At 68.4% G+C, this 20385-nt stretch carries 17 protein-coding genes; 12 read left to right on the top strand and 5 right to left on the bottom strand.

Annotated features, from left to right (window positions below):
* Window positions 1-5 precede the first annotated feature (5 nt).
* Entirely contained in the window at window positions 6-992 is a 987-nt protein-coding gene (locus WBA97_RS14105; protein WP_424231238.1) for a polyprenyl synthetase family protein, read from the bottom strand.
* A gap of 456 nt (window positions 993-1448) precedes the next feature.
* Between WBA97_RS14105 and WBA97_RS14100 the strand changes: the two genes are divergently transcribed.
* Both WBA97_RS14100 and WBA97_RS14095 read left to right on the top strand, forming a co-directional pair.
* The gene (locus WBA97_RS14100; RefSeq protein ID WP_424231237.1) at window positions 1449-2495 is read left to right on the top strand and encodes a terpene synthase family protein; all 1047 of its coding nucleotides are present in this window, start codon (window positions 1449-1451) and stop codon (window positions 2493-2495) included.
* Complete coding sequence (locus WBA97_RS14095) at window positions 2495-3841, top strand: cytochrome P450 (RefSeq protein WP_424231236.1); 1347 nt, start codon at window positions 2495-2497, stop codon at window positions 3839-3841. Before WBA97_RS14100 ends, WBA97_RS14095 begins: the two co-directional genes overlap by 1 nt.
* 233 nt (window positions 3842-4074) lie before the next feature.
* Here WBA97_RS14095 and WBA97_RS14090 read toward each other — a convergent pair whose 3' ends face one another.
* Window positions 4075-4554 (bottom strand): MarR family winged helix-turn-helix transcriptional regulator, encoded by a 480-nt coding sequence (locus WBA97_RS14090; RefSeq protein ID WP_424231235.1) that lies wholly within the window; start codon window positions 4552-4554, stop codon window positions 4075-4077.
* An 87-nt stretch (window positions 4555-4641) separates the two neighbouring features.
* On the opposite strand from WBA97_RS14090, the gene gap reads away from it, so the two are divergent.
* The 7 genes from gap to ptlD are packed head-to-tail and all read left to right on the top strand — an operon-like array spanning window position 4642 to window position 12816.
* Window positions 4642-5652, top strand: a complete 1011-nt coding sequence (gene gap / locus WBA97_RS14085; protein WP_424231234.1) for a type I glyceraldehyde-3-phosphate dehydrogenase — start codon at window positions 4642-4644, stop codon at window positions 5650-5652.
* Window positions 5653-5682: 30 nt separating this feature from the next.
* The gene (gene penM / locus WBA97_RS14080; RefSeq protein ID WP_424231233.1) at window positions 5683-6879 is read left to right on the top strand and encodes a pentalenolactone synthase; all 1197 of its coding nucleotides are present in this window, start codon (window positions 5683-5685) and stop codon (window positions 6877-6879) included.
* Between the two features lie 14 nt (window positions 6880-6893).
* On the top strand, window positions 6894-7745 hold the full coding sequence (gene ptlH, locus WBA97_RS14075) for a 1-deoxypentalenic acid 11-beta-hydroxylase (RefSeq protein ID WP_424231232.1): 852 nt from the start codon (window positions 6894-6896) through the stop codon (window positions 7743-7745).
* Window positions 7746-7800: 55 nt separating this feature from the next.
* Window positions 7801-9252, top strand: a complete 1452-nt coding sequence (locus WBA97_RS14070) for an MFS transporter (RefSeq protein WP_424231231.1) — start codon at window positions 7801-7803, stop codon at window positions 9250-9252.
* A 56-nt stretch (window positions 9253-9308) separates the two neighbouring features.
* A complete protein-coding gene (gene ptlF, locus WBA97_RS14065; RefSeq protein ID WP_424231230.1) occupies window positions 9309-10109 on the top strand; it encodes a 1-deoxy-11-beta-hydroxypentalenate dehydrogenase in 801 nt (266 codons plus the stop codon).
* Window positions 10067-11881, top strand: a complete 1815-nt coding sequence (gene ptlE / locus WBA97_RS14060; protein ID WP_424231229.1) for a neopentalenolactone/pentalenolactone D synthase — start codon at window positions 10067-10069, stop codon at window positions 11879-11881. The genes ptlF and ptlE overlap by 43 nt, the downstream gene beginning before the upstream one ends.
* Window positions 11882-11916: 35 nt before the next feature.
* Window positions 11917-12816, top strand: coding sequence for a neopentalenolactone/pentalenolactone F synthase (gene ptlD / locus WBA97_RS14055; RefSeq protein WP_424231228.1), 900 nt, complete (start codon window positions 11917-11919; stop codon window positions 12814-12816).
* 22 nt (window positions 12817-12838) lie between these two features.
* Here the strand turns inward: ptlD and WBA97_RS14050 are convergent, their stop codons facing one another.
* Both WBA97_RS14050 and WBA97_RS14045 read right to left on the bottom strand, forming a co-directional pair.
* Entirely contained in the window at window positions 12839-14266 is a 1428-nt protein-coding gene (locus WBA97_RS14050; RefSeq protein ID WP_424231227.1) for an aldehyde dehydrogenase, read from the bottom strand.
* Window positions 14267-14305: 39 nt separating this feature from the next.
* Window positions 14306-15439, bottom strand: coding sequence for a helix-turn-helix domain-containing protein (locus tag WBA97_RS14045; RefSeq protein WP_424231248.1), 1134 nt, complete (start codon window positions 15437-15439; stop codon window positions 14306-14308).
* A 794-nt stretch (window positions 15440-16233) separates the two neighbouring features.
* Between WBA97_RS14045 and WBA97_RS14040 the strand changes: the two genes are divergently transcribed.
* The 3 genes from WBA97_RS14040 to WBA97_RS14030 all read left to right on the top strand — a co-directional run bounded on the left by WBA97_RS14040 (window position 16234) and on the right by WBA97_RS14030 (window position 19262).
* Window positions 16234-16842 carry a cysteine hydrolase gene (locus WBA97_RS14040; protein ID WP_424231226.1) on the top strand — a complete coding sequence of 203 codons (609 nt, stop codon included), beginning with the start codon at window positions 16234-16236 and terminating at the stop codon, window positions 16840-16842.
* A 338-nt stretch (window positions 16843-17180) separates the two neighbouring features.
* Window positions 17181-17606 carry a hypothetical protein gene (locus WBA97_RS14035; RefSeq protein WP_424231225.1) on the top strand — a complete coding sequence of 142 codons (426 nt, stop codon included), beginning with the start codon at window positions 17181-17183 and terminating at the stop codon, window positions 17604-17606.
* Between the two features lie 339 nt (window positions 17607-17945).
* The gene (locus WBA97_RS14030) at window positions 17946-19262 is read left to right on the top strand and encodes an acyl-CoA dehydrogenase family protein (RefSeq protein ID WP_424231224.1); all 1317 of its coding nucleotides are present in this window, start codon (window positions 17946-17948) and stop codon (window positions 19260-19262) included.
* A gap of 103 nt (window positions 19263-19365) precedes the next feature.
* On the opposite strand, the gene WBA97_RS14025 is transcribed toward WBA97_RS14030, so the two are convergent.
* On the bottom strand, window positions 19366-20385 hold a 1020-nt coding region (locus WBA97_RS14025), incomplete at its 5' end, for a saccharopine dehydrogenase C-terminal domain-containing protein (RefSeq protein WP_424231223.1).

The raw sequence follows: 20385 nt of genomic DNA, 5'->3' as shown, positions 1-20385 counted from the left end.
TGCCATCAGTGGTCGCGCCGGGCCGAGAGGCGCAGCAGCCCGGCGAGGTCGGCGGCGGGGTCTGTGCGCAGCCCGGCCTCGTACAGGCAGGACAGTGCCTGCTCGATTCGGCGGGCGGCCTCGGCTCGCGTCCACGCCACCCCGCCCGCCTCCTCGACGAGCGCCAGCGCGCGTGCCATGTCGGCGTGCTCCCACGTCTCTGTCCTGGCGTACAGCGCGGCCAACTCCCGCCCGGCGTCGGTGTCGCTGGTCAGCGCGGCCACCACGGGCAGGCTCTTCTTGCGCGTCCACAGGTCGTTGTTCGCGGGCTTGCCCGTCGACCGAGGGTCGCCGGTCAGGCCGAGCAGGTCGTCGGCGAGCTGGAACGCGACGCCGAGGTGGGTGCCGAACAGGCGCAACAGCCTGCCCTGCTCGGCGCTTCCGCCGCCAAGCAGCGCGCCGAGCCCGCACGCACAGGCCATCAGCGCCGCGGTCTTCTTGTCCGCCATCGCGGCGCACTCGTCCAGCGCGACCTCGGCCCGTGTCTCGAAGGAGACGTCGAGCGACTGGCCCTCGATGAGCTCCTGCACGGCCTCGTTGAGCATCGTGATCGCGGCCGGGGTGACCGGTGCCGCGCCCTCGGTCAGTACCTGGTTCGCGAGCGCCAGCATCGCGTCTCCCGCGAGGATCGCGACCGGGATGCCGAACACCTTCCAGACCGTGTCGCGGTGCCTGCGTGTCGCGTCGTTGTCCATGACGTCGTCGTGCACCAACGAGAAGTTGTGCACCAGTTCGACCGCGACCGCGGCGCGCAGGACCGGCCCCTCGGTGCGGGCGTCGAGGTCGGCGCCGGACACCGAGTTGGCCGCGAGCAGTACCAGCGCGGGCCGCAGCGCCTTTCCGGACCAGGGGTCCCCTGGCACCGGGCGCCCGTCCCGGTCGCACCACCCGAAGTGGTAGTCGGTGACCAGACGCATGGCAGGCGGAAGGGAGTCGATCGCACCTCGGAGCACGGGCTGAATCCGGGTACGGGTGCCGTCGAGGACGGCTGGCAAATTTCGCGCGCGTAACAATGGTGTGTTCACACACTTCTCCGCCGGGTAGACGCAAACGACGATTTATTCGCAATTCGCAAAGGATGCCGCTGATATTAACAGGCGATTCTCGCTCTTACGCAAATCCAGTTGCCCATGGGAGGCAAGCTGGGATTTGTTAGGCCGAACGCTCCAGCGTCGGACGCCTATCGATGCAGTACTTCCCTTGACTCACGCCGAAATGACGTCGGTCGTCGGACCAAACCCGACCAAATTACCCACCATGACCGAATTGTGATTTGGGTCATAATGCAGCCCGGCGAGACGGTCAGTAGGCTCGGCCTCGTTCATCATTTTTTGCGACTTCGCCGATCAGGCACACCCCGCTCACCGAAAATTCCGACATTGTGAAATCGGGAGATTTGGAGACAGTCAGTGCCGCAGGACATCAATTTCGATATCCCGTTCCCGGCGCGCCGGAGCCCGGACGCCGACCGCGCCGTCGCGGACCACCTCGATTGGCCGAGGGCGCTCACCATGATCACCACCGAGGAGGCGGCACGCCGGCACGCCAAGGGCAACTACGCGGACCTGGCGACCTACTTCTACCCAGCGGCGACCGGGCAGGACCTCGACCTCGGCGTCGACCTGATGAGCTGGTTCTTCCTCTACGACGATCTGTTCGACGGACTGGTGGGCAAGGACCCCGCCGAGACCGCGCGGCTCGTCGGCGCCGTGACCGCGGTGTTCGACGCGCCGCTCGACGCCTCCGCGCCGCTGATCTCGCGAGGTCTTGCCGATCTCTGGCGCCGCACGTGCGATGGCATGTCGGCCGACTTCCAGGTGCGCGCGACCCGGCACTGGCGGGAGTACCTGAACGGCTACGTCGACGAGGCACAGGGGCGGGCCGTGACCGGCGTGCACGACTCCGACACCTACTTCGCGATCCGCCGCCGGACGATCGGTGTGCTGCCGACCGTCGACATGGCGGAGCGGACGAGCCACTGCGAGGTGCCCAAGCGGATGTACGAGAGCGCGACGATGTCGGCGATGCTGCGGATCGCGATCGACGTCAACGTGTTGTTCAACGACATCGCGTCGCTGGAGAAGGAGGTCGCGGTCGGCGACCCGAACAACATGGTGCTGATCCTGATGCGCGAGAACGACTGGACCAGCGAACGCGGCATCGCGCACATGCAGGACGAGGTGCGCACCCGGATAGATCAGTTCCTGTTGCTGGAGACAGTGCTGCCCGGCGTCTACGAGTCCCTCGGGCTCGACGCCGACGAACGGGACCGGACCGACCGGTTCCGCGTCGACGGACTGCGCACCGTGATCCGCGGCTCACGCGACTGGCACCGCAGTTCCGGCCGCTACGACGCCGAGTTCGCCGTTTCGGTCGGTCGTCAGGCGTTCCTCGAAGATCTCGGCATCCGTTCCGGAGACTCCGCTCCACAGACAACCCGGAAGGTGGCGCACTGATGACGACCCCGACCTACGTCGCGGGCACGGCTCCCCGGTCCCTGCCGATCGTCGGGCACGTGTGGCAGCTCATGCGCCGCCCGCTGGAGTTTCTGTCGTCCCTGTCCGAGCACGGCGACCTGGTCGAGATCCGCATCGGCACGACGTCGGCCTACGTGCCGTGCCACCCTGACGTGCTGCGCGAGGTGCTGGTCAACGACCGCGTCTACGACAAGGGCGGCGTGTTCTACGAGCGGGCAAGGGACATCGCGGGCAACGGCCTGGTCACCTGCCCGTTCGGCGACCACCGCAGGCAGCGCAGGCTGATGCAGTCGGCGTTCCAGCGTTCCCAGTTGGCGCGGTACGCCCCCGCCATGCAGGCGGAGATCGAGGGGACCACGTCGCGGTGGCGTGCGGGCGCGGTCATCGACGCGTTCCCCCAGCTGTTCGGCATGGCGCTGCGGACCGTGGCACGCACCCTCTACTCGGTGCCGGTGGAGGACGAGTTGGTGCACCGCGTCGAGCACGCGTTCGAGGAGGTGCTCAGCCTGTTGTTCCGGCAGATGTTCCTGCTGCCTTCGGTGCGGCGGCTGCCGACCCGTGGCAACCGCCGCTACCGGGAGAACCTGGCGTTCCTGCACGACGCGGTGCAGAACCTGATCACCGAGTACCGCGGTGAGGGCATCGACCACCACGACCTGCTCTCGGCACTGATGTCCTCCCGCGAGGAGGACGGCGGAGGACTCTCCGACCAGGAGATCCACGACCAGGTCATCACGATCATGGCCGCGGGCACCGAGACCGTGGCGGCCACCCTCACCTGGGTGTTCCACCTGCTCTCACAGCACCCGGACGTCGAGAGGCGGCTGTACGAGGAGATCGACACCGTGCTCGGCGGCCGCGCGCCGGAGTGGGAGGACGTGGCCAGGCTGGAGCTCACCGACCGGATCATCACCGAAACCCTGCGGCTGTACCCGCCTGGGTGGCTGTTCACCCGGCGGATCGCCGCCGACACCGAGTTGGCGGGACTGCGGTTGAAGGCGGGCTCGACGGTGGTGTTCAGCCCGTCGGCGGTGCAGCGCCACCGCGGCGCGTTCCCGCGCGAGGACGACTTCGATCCGGACCGCTGGCTGCCGGAGCAGACGTCGAACCCGGCGCGGCGCGCGTTCGTCGCCTTCGGCACCGGCGCGCGCAAGTGCATCGGCGACATCTACGCCCGTACCGAGTGCACGCTCGCACTGGCCACGATCCTGAGCCGATGGCGGGTCGAGGTCGAGCCGGGCGCCGACGTGCGGCCGGTCATGCTGTCCACCGTCTACCACCCACGCAAGCTCGAACTCCGGCTGACCCCCCGCGCCACATCCTGACCACCACCCGCGAGTCTACGGCCCGGAACCCGCGAGTCTACGGTTCGGAACCCGCGAGTCTACGGTTCGGAACCCGCGAGTCTTCGGTTCGGAACCCGCGAGTCTTCGGTTCGGAACCCGCGAGTCTTCGGTTCGGGACCCGCGAGTCTTCGGTTCGGGACCCGCGAGTCTTCGGTTCGGGACTCGCGAGTCTTCGGTTCGGGACTCGCGAGTCTTCGGTTCGGGACCGCGCATCAGGCGGCAGGGCTGGTCTGCGCGGCCCGGCCCAGCTCGCTCGCCCGCACGATCGCGGGTAGTGCTTGTGCGAGCGTGCGGCGTTCGTCGGGGGTGAGCGCGGCGAGCACCGGGGCGAGGTGCCGGGCCCGGTCGTCGTGCCGGGACCGCACGATCCGCCTGCCCGCCTCGGTGATGTGCACGAGCACGGCCCGGCCGTCGTCCGGGTCGGGGCCGCGGCGCACCAGGTCCTCGCGCTCCAGGCGGGTCACGAGCTGGGTGATGCCCGGCTGGCTGACCTGCTCGGTGCGGGCCAGCGCGGTCAGCCGCATCGGCCCATCGGCTGTGGCCAGGGTGTCCAGCACCGACAGGGTGGTGAACGAACGCACCTCGATGGCCGGGATGCGGATGTAGTAGCGGTTGAACGCCTCGATGGCCGTGGTGAAGGCCGTGGTGAGGGCCTTGGTGTCCAGCTCGTCGTCGATGTGCACGACCGACATGTTATATCCGTGGATTAATTAAGCTCCTTATGTTATCTTGATGACTCATCAGAAGCGCTTGCTCACGGAAAGTGGCCGCCCCGAATCATGACAACCACAGTGGGAATCAACGGTTTCGGCCGTATCGGCCGGGGCTACCTCCGGGCCCTGCTCGCGTCCGGCGCCGACATCCGCGTGGCCGCGGTCAACGACGTGACCAGTGCGCAGGCCCTGGCGAACCTGCTGAAGTACGACAGCGTGTACGGGCCACTGCCGCAGGAGGTCGTGGCGGACGGCTCGTCGATCAGGGTCGGGGACACCGTGGTCGAGGTCCTCGGCGAACGCGATCCGGCGCGGCTGCCATGGCGGCGACTCGGGGTCGACGTCGTCATCGAGTCGACGGGCGTGTTCAACGACGCCGCCAAGGCCAGGGCACACATCGACGCCGGGGCCTCGAAGGTGGTCGTCTCCGCCGCGGCGAAGAACGCCGACCTCACCCTCGTCATGGGTGTCAACGACAACCTGTACGACCCCGGGAAGCACACGATCGTTTCCAACGCCTCGTGTACGACGAACTGTCTTGCTCCGATGGCCAGGGTGCTGGACGACGCGCTCGGCATCGAGTGCGGCACCATGACCACGATCCACGCCTACACGCAGGACCAGAACCTGCAGGACGGCCCGCACAGTGACCTCCGGCGTGCCCGCGCGGCCAACCTCAGCACCATCCCGACCACCACCAATGCCGCCAGCGCGATCGGCCTCGTGATCCCCAGCCTGAATGGCAAGCTCGACGGGTACTCGGTGCGGGTTCCCGTCCCGGTCGGCTCGCTGACCGACCTGACCGTCCGAGTGGCGCGCGAGACGACGGTGGAAGAGGTCAATGCGCTGTTCCGCAAGGCGGCGGACGGCGAACTCGCGCGGATCCTGCGCTACACCGAGGAACCGCTCGTCTCCTCGGACATCGTCGGGGACTCCGCGTCATGCGTCTTCGACTCCCTGCTCACGCAGGTCGTCGAGGCACGCCATGTACACGTCTTCGGCTGGTACGACAACGAGTGGGGCTTTTCCAACCGCCTCATCGACGCGACCCGGCTGGTCGGTGGCGCGACCGCGTGACGACAGCCAGAACATGGGGAAGTTGATGACATGACTGAACTTCCGAGACTGCCGTTCGACAACCCTGACATTCTCGGTATCGCGCCCCAGATGAGCGCACTGCGGGAGGAGGGACCGATCACCAGGGTGCGGACCGCCGGTGAAGATGCCTGGCTGGTCACCCGCTACGACGAAGTGCGGACGTTGCTCGCCGACCGCAGGCTCGGTCTCAGCAATCCCGACCCGGCGCGGTCGGCCAGGAAGAGCACGGCCAGGGCCACCATGATGGCGCTGATGGCGGGGGACGACTACGACACCGAGGCCACCAGGCACGCGCAGTACCGAGCGCTGCTCGTGCCCCGGTTCTCCACGCGCCGGATGCGCATGATGAAGGACCGGATCGAGCAGCACGTCGACGAGTTGCTCGACGAGTTGGCCGCCTGCACTCCGCCGGTCGACCTGCACCGCGCGCTGTCGTTTCCGTTGCCTACCATGGTGATCTGTGATCTGCTCGGCGTCCCGGTCGCCGACCGGGAGCGGTTCGGGCTGTGGGCGAGGGGCACCTTCGACCAGAGCGACAACCAGCACTCGACGAACACCTTCCAGCTGGTCACCGACTACATCACGGAACTGGTGGCGCGCAAGCGAAGCGAGCCGGGCGACGACATCCTGTCCGAACTGATCGCCGCGGACGGCACACTGTCCGACGAGTACATCGCACAGTTGGGCAGCGCCGTGCTGTTGTTCGGCTACGAGACCACCATCGTGCGCATCGACCTTGGCACCCTGCTGCTGCTCCGCAACCCGGCCCAGCGGGCCCGACTGGTCGAGAACCCCGAACTCGCGCCTGCCGCGGTCGAGGAAATCCTGCGCCTTGGCGTTGGCGGCAAGGGATCCAACGCGCTGATACCCCGCTACGCGCACGGCGACATCCCTGTCGGCGACACGGTGATCCGGTGCGGGGACGCGGTGATGCTGGCCATCGGCGCGGGCAACTACGACGGCCGGGCGTACCCCGACAGCCACCTGTTCGACCTGTCCCGGCACAAGCCGAGATCGCACCTGGCGTTCGGGCACGGCATCCGGCACTGCATCGGTCGGACGCTTGCCAGGATAGAGCTGACCGCGGTGTTCGAGCGGCTGTTCCGCAGGCTGCCCAACCTGCGGCTCGCGGTACCCGAGGAATCGGTGCGCTGGCAGGAGCACCGGATCACCGGCGGTTTCGATGAAATCCCCGTCACCTTCTGAGTGGACAAACAACCATGACGGAAAACTATGGCGACTACGTCGACTGCACGCCTCTTCTCGACGACCGCGAGGCCCTGGACCGGTTCTACGACCAGCACGGGTACCTCTATCTGCGCGATGTTCTGGACCGTGAGCTCGTGCGGACCGCCGCCGAGCAGATGCTCAACGGCCTGATCGCACTCGGTCACGCGGCCCCCGGCACCACGCTCGACACCCTCACCATCGACTCCTTCGAGGTGGTCGACGAGGTGGCGATGCACGACTACGTCAAGTACGACGACCTGTGGAACCACCCCTCGACCATCAAGGTCTGGGAGAAGGTCTTCGGCGAGCCCGTCTTCGTCTTCAGGTCGACGACGATCCGCTACTACCCCTCCGCCGCGGGCTCCTCGGAGCCGAGCTTCCTCACACCGCTGCACCAGGACGGCTTCTACATCGGCCCGAACAAGGACTTCCGCACCGCCTGGATGCCGCTGCTGGCGACGACCCGCGACATCGGCGGCGTCGCCATCGCCGACGGCAGCCACCGGAAGGGCCCGCGCGAGCACATCGTCACCGAGCGGTTCCGCCGCTTCGGCCACGCCGTGAGCGGTATCCCGGTGGAGGAGCTCGACAGCGGCGAGAGGCTGCTGTTCTCGCCGATGGAACCGGGCGACGTGCTCCTCTTCCACGCGTTCATGTGTCACAAGTCCATCCCGAACGTCTCGGCCGACCCGGCAGGCATGCGGATGTCGATGGACACCCGCGTCCAGCCCGGCTCATCGCACCGCGGCTTCAACGCCATGACCCCCTGGCCGGAATCCGCGAAGGACCCCGCCAAGGGAGTCATGTCGAAGATCACCGGCACGCCGGCCACCGTCGAGTGACCGTGTCACCCCGCCTCAACGGTCTCCCGCACACGAACGCCTTGGTAGGCAGCGCATGACGAAACGCGAGGGCCTCGCCCCTCTGCAGGGGCCGGCGGCGCCGGAGCTCTCCGTCGGCACGGAACCGGCGCCCGGGGGGCTCAGTGGCATCGGCCTCATGGTGGTGCTCACCGGCTACGTACTGTCCATAGTGGACGCCTCCATCGTCAACGTGGCGCTGATCTCGATCAGTGACGACCTCCACGGCAGTCCCGCGGCACTGGAGCTGGTGGTGTCCGGCTACGGCCTCACCTACGCCCTCGGTCTGGTGCTGGGCGGACGGCTGGGTGACGCCTTCGGCAGGCGGCGCCTGTACGCCTACGGACTCGCGGCGTTCACCGCCACCTCGGCGCTGTGCGGTCTCGCCCCGACCATCGAGTTCCTCGTCGCGGCCAGGCTGCTGCAGGGCGCCGCCGCCGCCATGCTCGTACCGCAGGTGCTGGCGACGATCCAGGCGGCCACCGAGGGCCAGGTACGTGCCCGTGCGATCGGCATGTACGGCGCGACCGCGGCTCTGGGCATGGCCCTCGGGCAGATCCTGGGCGGGCTGCTGGTCTCCCTGGACATCGCCGGGATGGGCTGGCGGTCGGTCTTCGCGATCAACGTGCCGATCGGGGTGGCCGCGTTGCTGGCCGTCCGGCGCGTTCCCGCGACCAGGGCCGACACGAAGTCGGGTTTCGACCCGCTGGGCACCGCGCTGTTCGGTGTCACCATGGTCTGCGTCCTGGCCGTGGTCGTGGCGGGCCCCGAGCTGGGTTGGCCGCCGTGGCTGTGGTCGCTGCTCGCGGTCGCCGTGGTGGGGGCACTGGCGCTGGCGCGGGTCGAACGGGGGCTGGAGGCGCGGGGCGGTTCACCGCTGCTGTCCCCGTCGGTGCTGTCCCACCCGCGGATGCGCAGGGGATTGGCGGCGATGGTGCCGTTCTCGGCGTGCTTCGGCGCCTTCCTGTTCGTCTACGCGCTGATCGCGCAGGGGCACTTCGGCTTCGACGGGCTCGCCTCCGGCGCGGTGCTGATGGCGTTCGCCGCACCGTTCTTCGTGGTGGCGCTGTTCACCCCGAGGATCGCGGCGGCCCTTGGCGGCCGGATCGTCACCCTGGGTGCTTTCGTCCAGGGCACTGGCCTGCTGCTGCTGGCGCTGGTGATGTGGCTGGGCTGGCCACATCCCTCCCTGGTGCTCGTGATCGTCGGGATCGCCTTCTTCGGCATCGGCGCGGCGCTCACCGGCCCGACGCTGTTCCGGATGATCCTCGCCGACGTGCCATCCGCGCAGGCCGGCATGGGCAGCGGTGTGCTGGTGACCAGCCAGCAGATGGCGACCGCGCTGGGCGCGACCATCGGCGGGACCCTCTACATCTCCCTGGCCGGCTGGCTGTCGACGGCATCGGCGGCCGCACTCGTCCCCGTCCTGCTGGCCTGTTTCGCGGTGACCGTTTTCCTGATCAGCCTGAAGCTCCCCGACCCCAGCTGACACCCGCGCGCGGAAGCGGAGACGGCCAAGTGCAGTCACAGACAAGGACAGCCGTGGTGACCGGCGCCGCCAGCGGCATCGGCCTCGCCATCAGCGCTCGTTTCGCACGGGCAGGCGCCGGCGTGGTCATGGCGGACGTCGACGGCGACGCGCTGCGCCGCCGGGCCGCCGAACTCGAGGCACAGGGCGCGGCGGTCACGGCGGTGACCGCCGACCTGACCGACCCGGACGCCGTCGAACGGCTCGCGGACACGGCGTTCGACCTGCTCGGCGACATCGATGTGGTCTGCAACAACGCCGGGGTCCTCGGCCCCGTCGGACAACCCCTGTGGGAGGTGCCGCTGGCGCGGATGCGGCGGGTCTTCGAGGTGAACCACTGGTCGCACGTCCTGGTGGCGCGCGCCTTCGTCCCCAGGTTGCTGGAGTGCGGCCGGCCCGCCCATCTGATCCACACCGCCTCGATGTCCGCCTTCGTCGTCGGAGCGGGCAGCGCCGCCTACGCCGCCTCCAAACACGCGGACCTCGCGGTCGCCGCCAGCCTCCGCGCCGATCTGCTGGGCACCGGCGTCCGGGTGTCGGTGCTGTGCCCCGGCCGGGTCGACACCCCCATGGTCGGGGACCTGACAGCCCCGCGTGGCGCGGGTGGCGACACCTCGGTGAGCGCCGAGCACGTCGCAGGACTCGTGTGGGAGGCCATCGGCTCCGACCGCTTCTACCTCTTCACCAACTCCGACGCCCCTTCTCGGCTGCGTGACCAGTTCGACGACGTGTGGCGCCATGTTTCCCTTCCGCCCCCTTCTCATGAGGAGAAGCTGTGGTCCGTGCCGAAAGAGACGCCCGTAGTGACGAAACACTGACCATCGATCTGGCAGCGGTGCGGGAGAAGTACCGGCAGGAACGCGACAAGCGCAGCGCCGGCCGCACCTACCAGTTCGCCCGAGGCGACTTCAGCCGCTACGCGCGAGACCCCTACACCGAGCGACAGGAGCGCGAGCCGCTCACCGACGAGGTGGACGTCGCGGTCGTCGGCGCCGGCATCGGCGGCCTGCTGACCGGGGCCCGCCTGCGCGAGGAGACCCGCCTGGAGCGCATCCGGCTGATCGACGAGGCAGGCGACGTTGGCGGCACCTGGTACTGGAACCGCTTCCCTGGCGTCCGGTGCGACGTCGAGAGCTATGTCTACATGCCGCTGCTCGAAGAGATCGGCACGGTACCCACCGAGAAGTACGCCATCGGTCCCGAGATCCTCGCCCACCTACAGCAGATCGCCCACCGCTACGACCTCTACCGCGACGCCCTCTTCCAGACCACCGTCACCGAGCTGCGCTGGGACGAGGCCGCTGGGAGGTGGCTGGTGAGCACCGACCGGGGGGATCTGGTCCGGGCCAGGTACGTGGCCATGTCGATCGGTCTGATGCACCGCCCCAAACTCCCCGGGCTGCCGGGCCTGAACACGTTCGCCGGGCACGCTTTCCACACCAGCCGATGGGACTTCGACTACACCGGCGGCGACAGCACCGGCGGCCTGACCAAGTTGCGGGACAAGAAGGTCGGCGTCATCGGCACCGGCTCGACGACCATCCAGCTCGCCCCGCACCTCGCCGAGTGGGCCGAACGACTCGTCCTCTTCCAGCGCACGCCTGCCACGGTCGACGTCCGGGGTAATCTGCCCACCCCGCCCGGCTGGGCGGAGCGCCTCGAACCGGGCTGGCAGCAGCGCCGGATGGAGAACTTCCATGCGCTGACCTCAGGTATCCCGCAGGACGAGGACCTGGTCCATGACCGCTGGACCCAGACGACGGCCAAGCTGGCCGCCGCGATCCTGCCCACCGGCGACACCGTGGGCGACCCGAAGGAGCGGGCGCTCGCGGCCGAGCGGGCGGACTTCCTCAAGATGGAGGAGCTGCGCGCCCGCATCGACAGCGTCGTCACCAACCCCGCGACCGCCGCCGCCCTCAAGCCGTACTACCGCGTGTACTGCAAGCGGCCCTGCTTCCACGATGGCTACCTCCAGACCTTCAACCGGCCCAATGTGACCCTGGTCGACACCCAGGGTCGGGGGGTCGAGCGGCTCACCCCGGCGGGGGTGGTCGCGAACGGACGGGAGTACCCGGTCGACTGCCTGGTCTTCGCCACCGGCTACGAACACGAGTTCGCCGTCCCGTACACCGACCGCGCAGGCTACGACATCATCGGCCGCGACGGCGTGAAGCTGTCGGAGAAGTGGGCGGATGGCGCGCGCACCCTGCACGGCCTCCAGATCAACGGTTTCCCCAACTGCTTCATCCTCTCCAAGGTCCAGGCGGGCAGGCACGTCAACATCGCCTACATGCTCGGCGAGCAGACCCGGCATCTCGCCCACATCGTCAAGTGCGTCGAAGAACGTGGCCACCAGGTCGTGGAGGCCTCGGAAGCCGGCGAGAAGGAATGGGTCGAGGAGATCCTCCGGCTCGCCGCCAACGACGTCGACTTCCTCGAGAACTGCACACCCGGCCTCTACAACAACGAGGGCGATCCGGGCGCGCTGCCGCTGCTCAACTCCAGCTACGGCGGCGGCTCCGTGGAGTTCGTGAACATCCTCAGGCGCTGGCGCGAGGCCGGGAACCTCACCGGACTCGAACTGCGCTGACCACCCCAACCCCTTCTGTGAAAGGCGGCAACGCCATGGACATAACACCAATACCTGGCGCCGCTCTTGGCGCCGTGGTGCACGGCGCACATGTCGCGGGCGACGTGGACAAGGCCCAGGTGGAGGAGATCTGGGCGGCGCTCGACGCGCATCTCGTACTCGTCTTCCGCGGGCACGAGACACCCTCCTACGAGGAGTTCCTGACCTTCGGCCGCCGCTTCGGGTACATCCCGAAGACCGGTCTCACCAGCGGCGCCCACCCCGACCACAACGAGATCCTGATCGTCTCCAACGTGGAGGAGGACGGTCACAAGATCGGCGTCGGCGATGCCGAGTGGATGGGCTGGCACACCGACTACTCCTTCCGCCCCCGCGTCTCCCAGGTCGGCTTCCTGGAGGCCGTGGAGGTGCCTGCCTCCGGCGGCGGGGAGACCCTCTTCACCGACATGTACGCCCTGTACGAGTCGCTGTCGCCCGCGCAGCGCCGGCGCCTGCATTCCTACCGGGTCCGCCACGCCCTGCGCACCGGGTACGAGGAGACCATCGAGGAGGAGCTCCAGGGCGAGGTGTCCCTCGGCGAGAGCACCGAACGGATCCAGCCAGAGGACGGCACCTCCACCATCCACCCCCTGATCGCCCGCAACTCCCGCACCGGCCGCCAGTCGGTCTACGTCAGCACGCTGAACACCAAGCGGATCGTGGATCTCGCCCCCGACGACAGCCGCGAGCTGCTCGACGAACTGCTGTCGCACGCGGGCAAGCCCCAGTACACCTACGCCCACACGTGGCAGTCCGGCGACATCGTCATGTGGGACCAGCTCGGCACGGTCCACGCGAAGCAGGCCTTCGACCCGGGCGAACGACGCCTCATGCGCCAGGTGGTCAGCATCTTCGACGACCCGGCCGACCCCTGGCGCGCGGAGGTAACCGCGTGAGCGCGGCTCCCGCGCCGGGGCGTCAGTACGGCAGTTTCACCGACTGGAGCTCGAAGTACTCGTCAAGCCCCTCCGGCCCGCCCTCCCTGCCGACGCCGCTGGACCCGAACCCGCCGAACGGGACGTTGACGTCGGAGGTGTAGCCATTGATGCCGTAGCTGCCCACCCGCACCGAGCGGGCCAGCGCCAGGCCGTGCTCGACATCGCCCGTCCACACCGAACCCGCCAGACCGTACTCGGAGTCGTTGGCGATCCTCACCGCCTCGTCCTCGTCCCCGTAGGGGATCACGGTGAGCACCGGGCCGAAGATCTCCTCCCGCGCCACCCGCATGGCGTTGTCCACGCCGATGAACACCGTCGGCTCGACGTACCAGCCGCTCGGCCGGTCCGCACGGCCGCCGCCGAGCACCGCCTTGGCACCCTCCTCGCGACCGAGGGCGAGGTAGCCCTCCACCCGATCGCGCTGGCGGGCCGAGACGAGTGGGCCCAGCTCGGTCGCCGGGTCGGCCGGGTCGCCCATCCGCATCGCGCCCACGGCGTCGACCAGTGCGTCGACGAACTCGTCGTGCCGCCGCCGCGACACGAGCAGCCGGGACTGCGCCGCGCAGATCTGGCCGGTGTTGAGCAGTGCGGCCGTCTTCAGGCCTGCCACGGTGGCGGTGAGGTCGGCGTCGTCGAGCACGATCGCCGCGGACTTCCCACCGAGCTCGAGGCCGACCCGCTTGAGCCGCTCGCCGCACAGCCCGCCGATCCGCCTGCCCGCCGCCGTGGACCCGGTGAAGCTCACGCGGTCAACGCCGGGGTGCACGACCAGGCTCTCACCAACCGCGCGCCCGCCGGTCACGATGTTGAACACCCCGGCGGGCAAGCCGCTACCGGCGATCAGCCGGGCGAGGTGCATGAGGCCGAGTGACGCCTCGGGCGCGGGCTTGAGCACGACGGAGCACCCGGCCAGCAGCGCGGGCAGGATCTTGTTCAACGCCAGGTAGATCGGCCCGTTCCAGGGGACGATCGCGGCGACCACACCGATCGGCTCCCGCCGCACGACGGTGGCGCCCATCGGCCCGGTCCTGCGCTCCTCCAGGGTGAGATCCGCGGCGAGCGTGGCGTGGTAGCCGAGCTGCATCGTGGGCAGCACGCCGTTGATCATCGCCGACTGTGATATCGGACAGCCCATCTCGGCGGTGGTGAGTCCGACGATCGCGTCGCGCTTCCGCTCGAAGGCGGCCGCGAGCCCGCCGATGACCGCCGCCCGTTCCGCCATGTCCGTCCGCCGCCACGGTCCGGTGTCGAACGCGGCCCGCGCCGCCGCGACCGCACGGTCCACGTCGGCGTCGGTCGAGTCCGGCACCGCCCCGATTTGCTGCTCGGTGTGGGGGTTCACGACGGTGAGCACGGCGCGGGTGGCAGGCGTGACCCACTCGCCGCCGACGTACAACCGTTCGTGCATCAGGAACTCCTCGGTTGGTGGGGTTGCTTCGTTGGGCTGTCAGAGGATCCTGGCGCGTTCGGCCAGCCATCCCAGTTCGTTGCGCACGCCCGTGGTGTCGTTGCCCAGCGCCTCGGCGATGATGTGGCGAGCCTGGATGTCGAACCGGATGTCGTCGGCGTGCACCCGCTCGGTCTGCAGGAGTGCGAACGTGGTGGCGACCAGGTCGCCCTCGGCAAGGTGCGCCTTGGCGAGGGTGAGGTAGCTGGCGCTCTGCCTTCCTCTGCACAGCACGGGAATCCCCTCGGCGGCGTCGGCGAGTCGGAGGGCCTGCGCGGTGCGGCCCGTGGTCACCTCGACCTGTGTCGCGGCCGCCTCGACCAGCACCGTCCACGGCGCACCGAGTGCGGCGGCGACCTCGCGTGCCCTCTCCAGCGAGACCTGGGCGGCGCGGTAGTCCCTGACCGCCGCGGCGGCCTCGGCGCCGGTGACGTGCAGTCTCACCAACGTTCCGCGCTGGTCGATGTCGGTTCGGACGACGTGGGCGATGGCGTCGGCGGTCAGCCAGCGGGACTCGTCGGGCGAGCCGGACCGCAGGAGCACCTCGGCGAGCTGGCTGACCGCGGCGTACCAGCCCGCCGAGCCGCGGTAGGCGGACAGCGCGGCGAGCGCCGCGTCGGCCGCGATCTGGGCGAAGTGGAAGTCGCCGGTGCGCAACAGGAACCGCGACGCCAACCGGTATGTGTCAGCTCGCAGCAGCAGGCTCTCGTGGTCGTCGGCGAGGGTGTCGAGCCGGTCGAGCAGGCCAGGCAACCGGTCGCTCATCGTGGTGTACCGGCGTTCGGAGTCGCACCAGAGCTGCCTGGTCTCGTCCAGTTCGGCGCGGGTCAGCGGGTCGCCGGCGCGAGCCGGGTTCCCGCGTCGCCAGCGGCGCAGCAGCGCCTCGCGGATCGCGGCTGGTGCGACGCTGGGCTCCTGCCGCCGGTGCTCGCGCCGATCGGCGGCGTCTATCAGCGTCAGCACGTCCCTGACCTGAAGGACGTCGGCGAGCCGCAGCACCGTGGACACCCGGTCCACTGGTCGGCCATGGCGTTCCACCTGTCGCAACCACTCCTCGCTGTAGCCGATCAGCGACGCCAGCATGCGGCGGGACATCCCCCGCCGCCGCCTCATATGCTCGATCCGTTGCCCCATCGTCATGTTGGGCGTGTCCCGCATGCTTCCCCCACAAATGTCGGCGGGCTCTGCAGTCACCGGTGACCAGCGGCTTCGCCCAGCATCGGGAATTCCTACAGGCATTGCCGGCGCACACAGCGTGTGTGGTTCGCGGTGGAGACATCCCCTTTGAGACCTGCCACCAGAGAGTTCCTCACCGCGATGCGGGATCAATCGTTGACGCACGCAGGATCCGGGCGGTAGGAGTGGAACTCCTTTAGAACACAACCAGATGCCCAGTAGGAACGAAATACGCCGATCGGTGGAACCCTGGCACGAAGAAGAATGCGGTTTACTCGCTGCTCCGCCGACGCCGCACTAATCATCGACAGGTTTCACCAGCATATGCACAGGAAAATTCCATGACGCCGACGGTGGTCACCGTACCCAGGCTGCTCGGCCGCCGTGGCCCTGGGAGTGGCATGCTTCGCCCTCGGGCGCGTTGGTGTTCCGAAAGCCGGGCGGTCCCAGGCCGTTGACGCAACGTGACCGTAGCGGTTCTCACTGTCCCCGTCACATGGACCCGCAGAGTGTTGCTCTGGTGGTCGGCGATTGTTACGGGACCGGCGGGGGGATCATCGGCTGGCTGCGCCGTCGATGAACTACCGGTACTCTGTGGACACGAAGATGCGGACGACGTGCGTCAGACGCGAACCATCGGGGACGTGACTGTGCGTAGTTTGTCGTTCTGCGACAAGACCAGGCCACAGGACGTGGACGTACCGGCCGGTTCAGCCATACCGTGGCCACGAACCGAGCGAGAGGGTGGCGACATGGCGATCGACCCGAGCACGACCGCAGTGGTGCTGATCGAGTACCAGAACGACTTCACAACGGAGGGCGGCGTGCTGCACGACGCGGTCTCCGGGGTGATGGACAAGACCGGGATGCTCGCCAACACCCGCCGCGTCGTCGACGCGACGAGGGCAGCCGGGGTCACCGTGATGCACGCCCCGATCACGTTTGCCAAGGGCTACAACGAGATCACCGCCCACCCCTACGGCATCCTCAAGGGAGTCGTGGACGGCAACGCGTTCGTCAAGGGCGAGTGGGGCGCCGCGATCACCGACGAACTGGCCCCGGCCGATGGCGACATCGTGATCGAGGGCAAACGCGGCCTGGACACCTTCGCCAGCACCAACCTCGATTTCATCCTCCGCAGCAAAGGCATCCGCACCATCGCGCTGGGCGGGTTCCTCACCAACTGCTGCGTCGAGTCCACCATGCGCACCGGCTACGAACACGGCTACCAGGTCGTCACCCTCTCCGACTGCGTCGCCGCCACCTCGGTCGAGGAGCACGACAACGCGCTGAAGTACGACTACCCCATGTTCTCCACACCCATGACCGCCGACGAGTTCACCACCGAACTGCGCGGCTGACGGTGCGCTTGCCTGGAATGTCGTCCGTGCGGTTCAGGCCACATGGTGGTACTCATCGAGAGCCCACCCAGTCGTTTGTCGTCGGCGGGTGATGGCTGCTTGATCGGCGGTCGGTTGTGGCAGTGCGTGTAGTGGTCGGGCCTTGGTGGGGTCGGTGGGAGTTGTACCGTCCACGCCGACCGGCGGCCCGGCGGTCAGCCGGGCCTCGCTGATCGCCGACCTCGGTAACACCATGACCGCATCGCCCGACTCACCACCGAGAACCAGCACCCATCACCCCAGCCCGCCCCCGCTTCCGCCCGCCGCCGGCGGACACGTTCACCTTCGCCGTTGACCTGGTGTACCTCGGTTGGCTGCTCGCCGTGGTGGGTGACGGTCGCGGAGAACAGCGGCTGTATGCCTCCAATCTCACGCCCGCTGTGGACGATCTGCTCGCCGCCCTGGTCGTGCTCATCTCCGGCCAACGGCACGCGCGAGTGTCCTGGGAGGGTGAGCCGACCGAATACCGCTGGCGGATCACCGTGGGCTCATACGCCCACGTGCGCATCCTGAGGTTCCCCGACCGAACGGCGCAACTGCCCGACAACGACGGTCATCCCATTCTCGACATCGACCTGCCACTGCGCAGCCTCGTTCGCCTGGCGGCAGCTGCGGCACGAGCGCTGCTGCACCGGCTCGGCGAGGACGGGTACACCCGCCAATGGGCCGCCGGACCGTTCCCAGCCAACCACCCGCTCGTTCTTGAGGAATGGCTCCGTCAATAAACGACCGGGGTGCTGCGGTGGCGGAATGCCACAGCTCCCAATATTTTCCGGATTCCGTTCGTCTCGAACCCGGCGAAACGATCAATGCCACAAGATGCAGGCGATCAACGAGCGCGCGAGAAACAGTCCTCGCGTCGACAACCGGGGAGCTGAAGCGGGCTTGAGACCTGATCCACACTTCCGGCCCACGGCGCACGACCCTTGCAATCCCTACAGTTGAGGGGTTCAATGCAGGTGCAGCACAGGCGTCACGTGCCCGCTCCAGCCCAGTGAATGAATCTGGTAAATCAGCAAAGCCGGTGACCCGCACGACGAAGACGTCGATGAACGAGGGAGGCAATGCTGATGTCCGTTGGATTTCTCCTAACCCCGGAGCAGGAACAACTCAAAGCGACAGCCCGTGGCTTCGCCCAGGAGCAGTTGCGGGATCTTTCCGTTGCGATCCGGGCAGAGTCCGACCCGTTGACTCGGGCAGCACTGCTGCGACCGGTGTATGCGAATGCGGTCGCGGCGGGTTTTCTCAAGAGTCTGGTCCCGGTGCCTGTCGGTGAGGCGGTCGCCAGCGGTGTTGACGCGGCCATCTTTCTCGAAGAATGGGCGGCGGAGATGCCGGACTTCGCGATCTCGATGAGCGGTCCGCTGAACGCGCTGGGGCCGGTCTTCCAGGTGGGCACCGCGGCACAGGTCGAGCGCTTCGCGCGGCCGTTCCTGGCCGGTTCGGGCGCGCCATTGGCGGCCATGGCCTTCAGTGAGCCGGAGGGCAGCGCGAACTTCGACGCGGAAGGGCCCGGCATGGGGGTCCGCACCACCGCGGTGCCCGATGGCGGCGAGTGGCTCATCAACGGCCGCAAGGCCTGGGCGCCGTATCTGTGCGGGTGGGACGGCGACGGCCCGGACATCATGACCATCGTCTGCCGAACTCCCGACGGCATCTCGCTCATCGTCGCCGAACGCGAACACCTTGCCGGAAAGATCGAGGTCGAGGAGTACTACGACCTCCCGGGACTCAAGGGCTGCCTCGCCACGCGGATCCGGCTCACCGACGTGCGCGTTCCGCGCGGCAACCTGCTAGGCGACCAGGGGCAGGGCGTGCGGCTGACCCGCAACGCGTTCCTACCCATCGCCGCCATGATCGCCGTCTACGCCACCGCCGCGATGCGGCAGGCCTTCGACATCGCCTATCGCTTCGCGCTCACCGAGAAGCGCGGCGGACCGGTGCCGATCATCGAATACCAAGCCGTGTCCGACGTCCTGGCCAACGCCAAGGGAAAGATCGAAGCGGTCCGGTTGCTCGGTTGGCGAGCTCTGGACGCCCTCACCTCGGGGCACCCCAGCGGGCCGGAATTCGCCCTGCACGCCAAGATCTTCGGCTCGGAAACCTGCGTCGAGGTCATCAACGACCTCATGACCATCATCGGCGTCACCGCCTACGACCAGAATTTCCCCATCGTCCGTTACCTGATGGACGCGCTGTCCTATCGCAACATCGGCGGAAGCAACGTCGGCATCCGCCGCAGGCAGTTGCAGGCACTGTTCCGCACCCCTGGCTACGACCCGCTGTCCGCCTCCGGACTGGCATTGCCTGAAAGCAACGGCGCAGAGGGCTCCGTGCAGAAACCCGATCCCCTCGGCGGTGCTGGCATTCCGCGACTCTGAGATCGGCCGCGCGGATTGGCGCCCTTCTCGCGGCGGGACGGGCGCTTGTGCGACTCACCGGTGGCGAGAACGAGTCCACGCCGTGACGTCGTGCGCGCTTCTGTCAGGGATTGTTGTCGGAACAGCTCAGTTCGGCTCGCAGATCGACGGTGTCGAGGTAGTCGAGCCAGGGTTGTGGGCCCTGGGGTGGTTCGCCCGCTCTGGTCAGTCCTGGCGGCAGGTCGCCGGACAGGGCGAGGCCAACGCCGTAGGCCAGGGGCTGGGAGACGCACCGGGCCATGGCTGATTCGTGGGCGTTGCCGATGACGTCGAGGTAGTAGCTTCCCGACCAGGTGGTCCCGGCCTTCGACGCCTCGAGTGACACGGCCAGCACCACCCGGTCGCGGTCGATGTCCGTCGTGGGGTGGCGAGCGGCCAGCTCGGTGGCGAGTTCGGCTATGGCGGTGTTGTCGCCGGTGCTTACGGTCTCGAACACCTGCTGCCACGCGGCGTGCCAGCCGGACAGCCGGAGCGTGCCGCGGACGAACGTCTCGACCGGCCATCCCTTGGGGAAGTGGTACTGGTCGATGAACGGGATGCTGTCGCGGTTGGGGTAGACCTCGAACACCTCGCCGCCGACGGGCAGTTCGCGGGTGGCTTCCCACGGGTGCCTCTGGGTGATCTTCTCGCCGTCCTCGACGTAGCGTGCGGGTGACCCCAACGCGGTCAGCACGCCGAGCGGCGCCCAGCTGAACAGGTAGCGGAAGTCGTTTGGTGTCGCGGGAATCCCGCCGCAGTACGAGGTGAACCGCACGGCGTCGACGGCCGGGCCGAGTGCTTCCGACGCGAGGTCGACGAGCCGGTGTGCGTACACGTGGTCGATGCCGGGGTCGAGGCCCGCCTCGGTGAGGATCGCGATCCCGGCGTCGGCGGCCGGATCGGCCAGGTCGGCCAGTTCGGGGGAGACGTAGCTGGTGGCCGCGAAGTGTGCGCCGCGGTCGAGGCACAGGCGGACGAGACCGGCGTGTTCGGTCGCGGGCAGCATCGACACCACGACGTCGCCGGGACGCAGCCGCTCGGCCAGCGCGCCCGGCGTGTTGGCGGCCGGCTCGGCGCGGCCGGCCAGGCCGAGGCGGTCCAGCGC

It is taken from the genome of Actinophytocola sp., assembly GCF_049647105.1.
Lineage (GTDB): Bacteria > Actinomycetota > Actinomycetes > Mycobacteriales > Pseudonocardiaceae > Actinophytocola.
This window is presented reverse-complemented; position numbering and strand designations above follow the sequence as displayed.